Source organism: Janibacter sp. CFPM2_SD2, assembly GCF_057364645.1.
In genome coordinates this window covers 1-6,318 of sequence record NZ_JBNFOF010000179.1, presented here as the reverse complement: position 1 = coordinate 6,318, position 6,318 = coordinate 1, and the positions used below count along the sequence as shown (strand labels likewise).

Sequence of the window (6,318 nt, the reverse complement as noted above, 5' to 3'; positions counted from 1 at the left end):
GCCGGGGCGCGAGTGCGCCGGCGCGGCGGGAGCGTCGGGGCGCGAGTGCGCCGCGGCGCGGGCGCAACGGGGCGGGCCAGGGGACCGAGGTCGACGTCGAGCGGCTCAGGAGCCGGCACACCCGGCACCCAGATGCCGTCGGCCGCCAGGCTCTCGCCGTGCTCGGCGAGGACCCTCCGCGGGTCACCGTCGTGGCGGATGCGCCCGTCGCGGCCGAGCACGAGCACCCGGTCGACGTGCTCGAGCCAGGGCTCGAGGCGGTGCTCGACGACGACGTCGTCAGCCCGGCCGCCGCGGTGACGACGGCATCGCGCACCTGCGCGGCGCTGTCGGCGTCGAGCATCGCGGTCGGCTCGTCGAGCAGGAGCAGCCCCGGTCGCAGGGCGAGGGCCCCGGCGAGCGCGAGTCGCTGGGTCTGGCCGCCCGACAGGGCGTGGGTCGGGGTGTCGAGGGGCAGGTGTCCCAGGCCGACGGCGTCGAGGCAGGACGCGACGACGGCCGGCGTCTCGGCGGGGGGCCGGCCGATGTTTTCCAGCCCGAAGGCCACGTCGCGACCGACCGTCGCCGCCACGGTGCCCGACCCGGGCTCCTGGAGCAGGAGCCCGACCGCCCCCGCCCGTTCACCGGGGGCCGCCCCGTCGACGGTGACCTCACCGGCGAGGTCGCCGGAGTCGACGGTGAGCAGCAGGCCCGCGAGGGCCCGGAGCAGGGTCGACTTGCCGACCCGCTCGGTCCCACGAGCAGCACCCGCTCGCCGGGCCGCAGGCTCAGGTCGACGTCCGTGAGGACCGGCTCCCGCCGACCTGCGGGACGCCAGGTCAGCCCGCGGACCTCGACGGCGCCACGGGCACCCCCTTCGACCTCCGACACCGCTGGGATCAGACGGCCCTGCGCTCGAGCTGCTCCTGCCCCGGGGGGAAGGGGTTGAGCGCACCCGCCGCGGCGAGCGCCCGGGTGAGGGCCCAGCCGCCAAGGCCGGCGATGACGATGCCGGAGACGACCATGAGCGGCAGGTAGGCGAGCTTCCACGTCCAGGTCCAGTCGGCGAAGTACCAGACGATCTCGTAGACCCACTCCAGCGGGGCGGACAGGGCGCCGGCGAGCAGCGCGACGGCCGGGCCGAAGGCCTTGTAGGCGAAGATCGCGAAGGCGAGCTCGGCGCCGATGCCCTGCGCGAGGCCGGAGAGGATCGTCGTCGCGCCCCACTGGTTGCCGAAGAGCGCCGAGACGACCGCGGCGATGAGCTCGCACGCGACGGCCGCGCCGGGGCGGCGCACGACGAGCCCACCGACGACGCCGGCGATGAACCAGAAGCCGACGACGAGGCCCATCGCGGGCTGGAAGGCGGAGCCGACGACCGAGAGCGGCCCGGCGTAGACGAGGTTGTAGCCCCAGTAGGCGACGCCGAAGGCCACGCCGAGGAAGGCGACGGTCAGCAGGTCGACGGTGCGCCAGCCCATGAGGGGGCGGGTCGCGAGGACGGTGCCGGCGCGGGACGCGGCCGGCGTCTTGGTGGTGGTCATGCTGATGCTTCTCCTGTGTGGGTTCCACAGGGAGGGATCGGCGCCGTCACCCGGCCACGGGCCGTGCGTCGACGACGTTCCCTGAGACTCGACTCCCTACGCCGGTGCTAGCCGGATCAGGTACGAGGGTCTGCGGTCACCCGCACTCTCAGCGCTGCTGCGCTCCCCTGTCGTGCCCGGCCAGCATAGCCGCGCGGGTGGACGGGCGGTCCGCCGTGCCCGTCCTGTGGCAGGGTTGGAGACGTACCGGGTGGCGGCGACCGTCGCCACCTCCGCAGCGTGTGTGTACGAAAGGACGTCTCGTGGGCAACATGGTCTGGAAGGTGCTGGGCACCGGCTCGGCGATCATCGCCGGCATCGTCGCCAACAAGGTCATCTCCATCGCGTGGTCGCGCCTCGGCAAGGGCGAGACGATCGACCCCAACAACCCCGAGAACCCCATCGGCGAGGCCATCGCCTTCGCCGCCCTCGCCGGTCTGGCGATGGGCCTGGCCCGCACCATGGCCACGCGCCAGGCGGCGAGCTTCTACAAGAAGTCCGCGGGTCACCTGCCCGAGGCCATGCAGTCCGTCCAGGGAGAGCTGGACAAGGTCTCCTGATGCGCGGCGTCTCCATCACCGAGCCCGGTGACGCCGACGCCCTGCAGGTCACCGAGGTCGAGGCCCCCACGGCCGGCCCGGGCGACGTCGTCGTCGACATGGTGGCCGCCGGGGTCAACCGCGCCGACGTCATGCAGCGGCTCGGGCACTACCCGCCGCCCGCGGGCGCTCGCCACTGCCGGGCCTCGAGGTCTCGGGCACGATCCGCGAGGTCGGTCCCGGTGTCGAGGGCTGGTCCGTGGGCGACGAGGTCTGCGCCCTCGTCGACGGTGGCGGCTATGCGGAGCAGGTCCGGGTGCCTGCGGCACAGCTGCTGCCCGTGCCGAAGGGGGTCTCCCTCACCGATGCCGCGGGGTTGCCCGAGGTCGCGTGCACGGTCTGGTCCAACGTCTTCATGACGGCCAACCTCCAGCCCGACGAGGTCTTCCTCGTCCACGGCGGGTCGTCGGGCATCGGCACGATGGCGATCCAGCTCGCGACAGCAGCGGGTGCGCGGGTCGCCGTGACCGCCGGGTCGCAGGACAAGCTCGACGTCTGCCGCGACCTCGGCGCGCAGATCCTCGTCAACTACCGCGAGCAGGACTTCGTCGAGGAGGTGCGGGCGGCGACCGACGGCCACGGGGCCGACGTCGTCCTCGACCTCATGGGCGCCAAGTACCTGCCCCGCAATGTCGACCTGCTGGCGACGTCGGGCCGGCTCGTCGTCATCGGCCTCATGGGCGGCCGCAAGGGCGAGCTCGACCTCGGCAAGCTGCTGAGCAAGCGCGCCGCGGTCATCGCGACCTCGCTGCGGGCCCGCCCCGCTGCGGAGAAGGCAGCCATCGTCGCGGCCGTGCGCGAGCACGTGTGGCCGCTCGTCGAGGACGGCGCGGTCCGCCCGATCGTCCAGGGCACCCACCCGCTCGACCGAGCCGCCGATGCCCACCGCGAGCTCGAGGCGAGCGGTCACATCGGCAAGATCCTGCTCACCGCCTGAGCCACCCCCTTCGCCCGGCCCCAACCCTGCAAAACCCTAGGGTCCTGCAGAGTTGCCCGGCCCCAACCCTGCAAAACCCTAGGGTCCTGCAGAGTCAGGGGGTCGGGGTGAGGCGGCCGTCGTCGAGGTGCCAGCGGGCGGGGGCGATCTCGGCGACCTCGGGGTCGTGCGTCGCCAGGAGCACCGTCGCGCCGCGGCGGGCGAGGTCCTCGAGCAGCACCACGACCCGCTCGCGGGGTGTCGTGGTCGAGCTCGGAGGTGGGTTCGTCGGCGAGCAGCACCGCCGCCCCCGCCCCCAGGCGAAGGGAGGCCAGCGCCAGTCCCCGAGCCACGGCCACGCGCTGCCGCTGACCGCCGGAGAGCTCTTCGGCGAGGTGGTCGCCGTGCTCGTCGAGCCGACGGAGGCGAGCGCGTGGTCGGCCTGGGCGAGCGCGTCCCCGCCGGGCACACCGGCTGCGACGAGTGGCACCGCGACGTTGTCGCGGGCGGTGAGGACCTCGGCGAGGGCGCTGCCCTGCGGGATGAGCACGGCACCGGCGGCGCGCGAGGTCGCCTCCTCGCCGATCGCGGTGTCCCCCAGTGTGATCGAGCCGCTCGCCTGCCCCGGCGCGAGCAGCCCGCCGACCGCCCACAGCAGCGAGGTCTTGCCCGCCCCGGAGTGACCGGTGACGGCGGTGACCTCTCCCGGGCGGGCGGTGGCACTCGCGCCGTCGACCGCGACGACCTCTCCGTAGCGGACGCTCACGTCGTCGAGGACGAGGACCCCTCCGGTCCGGTCCGGGGCGTTGGTCGTGGCGGGGCTGCCCGGGCTCATGCGCCCTCCTCGTCGGTGATCAGCTGCCAGGTGCCGTCGTCCGCCCGGTGGACGCGCACGAGGGTGCCGGGCGGGAAGGCGTCGAGCGCCGGCGGGGGCAGCGGCAGCGACCCGTCGGCGGCGACGACGGAGTACTCCTCGCCGCTGCGCCCCTCGCCACCGACCCGCCCGTCGCGGATCGTCACGGTCCGGGGAAATGCTGCGGCCACGTCGGGGTCGTGGGTGACGACGACGATCGTCGTGCCGAGGGTGCGCCCGACCTCGGCCATGGCCTCGAGGACGACGTCGCGGGAGTCGTGGTCGAGCTGGCTCGTCGGCTCGTCGCCGAGGAGCAGCCCCGGCCCGGAGGCGAGCGCGACCGCGAGTGCGGCGAGCTGGAGCGCCCGGGGTGAGCCCGTCGAGCGGGGCGTCGGCGACGTCGGTGAGCCCGAGCAACTCGAGCAGGTCGTCGACCTCGGGCACGGTGCGCCCTGAGCGGCGGGCCGAGCGCTGGGCGAAGTCGATGTTGCCCCGCACCGACAGCCACGGCAGGTGGTTGCGCGCGGCGCCCTGCAGGACGATGCCGACCTCCTGCGCGCGGAAGGCGTCGACCTGCGCCTCGGACATCACCGACAGCTCGTGGTCGCCGACGTGGATGCGGCCGGCGCTCGGGCGCAGCAGGCCGCCGAAGAGTGCGAGGAGCGTCGACTTGCCCGCACCGCTCGGCCCGAGCAGCGCGATGCGCTCGCCCGCCGCGACGGTGAGGTCGACGCCCGAGAGGGCGGCGACGTCGTGCCCCTCGGCGCGGTAGATGTGCACGAGCCCGTGGGTGCGCAGCGGCAGACCGGTCACGTCGGCTCCCCCCTCGCGGCCGAGAGGGTGACCCGACGGCGCACGCCGGCCGCGAGCAGCAGGGCGACGACGAGCAGGACGACCGGCGACCCCGACCGTCGCGGCCAGCACCGCGACCCAGGCGGGCGAGTGGTCGAGCGCGGGCACCGCTGCACGCGAGGTGAAGAGCGGCAGCGCCGGCAGCGCGATCCACGATCCGGCGAGCGCGCACAGGGCGCCGAGGAGGACACCGACGGCGACGCTCGTCAGGTGCTCGGTGCGCAGGGCGCGACCGATGTCCTTCGCCGCCACACCGCTGACCCGCAGGGCGGCGAGGTCGCGCACGGCAGCCCGCCAGCCGGTGACGGCGAGGATGAGCAGGACGAGGGCCGCGAGGACGACGGCGAGCGCCCCACCGATGAGCGCGAGCTGCAGCCCCCACCCGGACGCCGACTGGTCGAAGACCCGGTCGGCCTGCTCGGTCGTGCGCACCGAGCGCACGGCGACGCCCTCGTCGGCGAGCACCTCCTGCGCCCGCTCGAGGGTGCCCGGCGACGCGTCGGCGAGCCACAGCTCGCGGTCGGTGCGGGTGGTGTCGAGCTCTCCGGTCACCCGCGCCAGGGCCCGAAGGGAGACGAGCACCCCGGCGTCGGTCGCGGCCGGCAGCGCAGCGACGTGCTGGGCGGCGACGACGTCGGTCTGGCCGCCGGCGACGTCGAGCACCTGCACCGTGTCGCCCTTCTCCGCGACCTCTCCCGAGACGATGGCGGGCACCGGTCGCGGCACGTCGGTGACGTGGGCGGCGACGTCGGCGCCGTCGGCGGCTGCGACCCCGAGGGTGAGGGACTTCCCCTTCGCCGTGAGGGTCAGGCCGGTGCCGTCACCGGCCTTCTCGTCCTCCCACGTGCTCTGGCTGCCCACGGGCAGCGGGCGGCCGGCGACGGACAGGTCGGTGACGGTGACCGTGCCGCGCACACTGCTGCCGGTGACGCCCGAGGTCCCGACCCGGATGCCGGCGAGGCGGCAGCCCGCCGAGCAGAAGAGCGGGGAGTCGACCGTGACCTTCCCCGTGCCCTTGGGCCCGAGGGTCGCGATCTCCGCCGAGCGGGCATCCCCCTCGCGGGTCGTCATGTCGAGCAGGAGCGTCGGGGGTTCGGCGTCGCCGCGCCCGCGCAGGTCCCAGGTCACCCGCGCGGTCACGTCGCCGGCCGGCAGCCGGACGGGCTCCTGCTCGGGCAGGGCCAGGGCGTCGACGTCGAGACCGCTCACGGCCTCGGGGTGGGCAACGCGCACGAGCGCCTCGGGGTCGACCGCCATCGTCGCGCCGGCGGTGTCGGCCTTGGGCCGGATGAGGGCCACGGGCGCGGCATCGATGTCGTGCTCGTCGAGGGTGGTCGCGGCGTCGAGGAGCGCCGGCGCGGTGGGCGAGTCCACCGACAGCACGGCAGGGGAGCCGGTCTCCAGCTCGGCGCGGGCGAGCCGGTTGCGATCGGCGACGACGACCGCATTGGCCCGAAGACGGCGACCGCGGTGGCCACGGTCGTGACGACGAGGACCCGTCGGGCCGCCGGGCGGCGGCCGATGCCGTGCCCGGCG

At 75.0% G+C, this 6,318-nt stretch carries 4 protein-coding genes, 1 pseudogene and 1 riboswitch; of the genes and pseudogenes, 2 read left to right on the top strand and 3 right to left on the bottom strand.

Translation table 11 applies throughout. The annotated features are described in order from the left end of the window. Together AC2W7J_RS14445 and AC2W7J_RS14440 are read right to left on the bottom strand one after the other, a co-directional pair. Positions 1-934, bottom strand: a 934-nt coding sequence (locus tag AC2W7J_RS14445) for an ATP-binding cassette domain-containing protein (protein WP_485983228.1), incomplete at its 3' end; no start/stop codon positions are given. After that, positions 879-1,523 carry an ECF transporter S component gene (locus AC2W7J_RS14440; RefSeq protein WP_255184625.1) on the bottom strand — a complete coding sequence of 215 codons (645 nt, stop codon included), beginning with the start codon at positions 1,521-1,523 and terminating at the stop codon, positions 879-881. The genes AC2W7J_RS14440 and AC2W7J_RS14445, both read right to left, overlap by 56 nt. Positions 1,524-1,599: 76 nt before the next feature. Beyond that, positions 1,600-1,702: riboswitch (TPP riboswitch) on the bottom strand. 132 nt (positions 1,703-1,834) lie between these two features. Here AC2W7J_RS14440 and AC2W7J_RS14435 point away from each other — a divergent pair. Next, positions 1,835-2,122, top strand: coding sequence for a DUF4235 domain-containing protein (locus AC2W7J_RS14435; RefSeq protein WP_255186383.1), 288 nt, complete (start codon positions 1,835-1,837; stop codon positions 2,120-2,122). Continuing rightward, a pseudogene (locus AC2W7J_RS14430) lies at positions 2,122-3,098 on the top strand (NAD(P)H-quinone oxidoreductase). The gene AC2W7J_RS14435 and the pseudogene AC2W7J_RS14430 overlap by 1 nt, the downstream one beginning before the upstream one ends. Before the next feature lie 94 nt (positions 3,099-3,192). On the opposite strand, the gene AC2W7J_RS14425 reads toward AC2W7J_RS14430, so the two are convergent. Then, positions 3,193-6,318, bottom strand: a 3,126-nt coding sequence (locus tag AC2W7J_RS14425; RefSeq protein WP_485983226.1) for an ATP-binding cassette domain-containing protein, incomplete at its 5' end; no start/stop codon positions are given.

Bases quoted from the DNA above. Each gene is read 5' to 3' on its own strand.
- AC2W7J_RS14435 (WP_255186383.1), top strand. From the start codon at position 1,835: ATGGTCTGGAAGGTGCTGGGCACCGGCTCGGCGATCATCGCCGGCATC.
- AC2W7J_RS14440 (WP_255184625.1), bottom strand. From the start codon at position 1,523: ATGACCACCACCAAGACGCCGGCCGCGTCCCGCGCCGGCACCGTCCTC.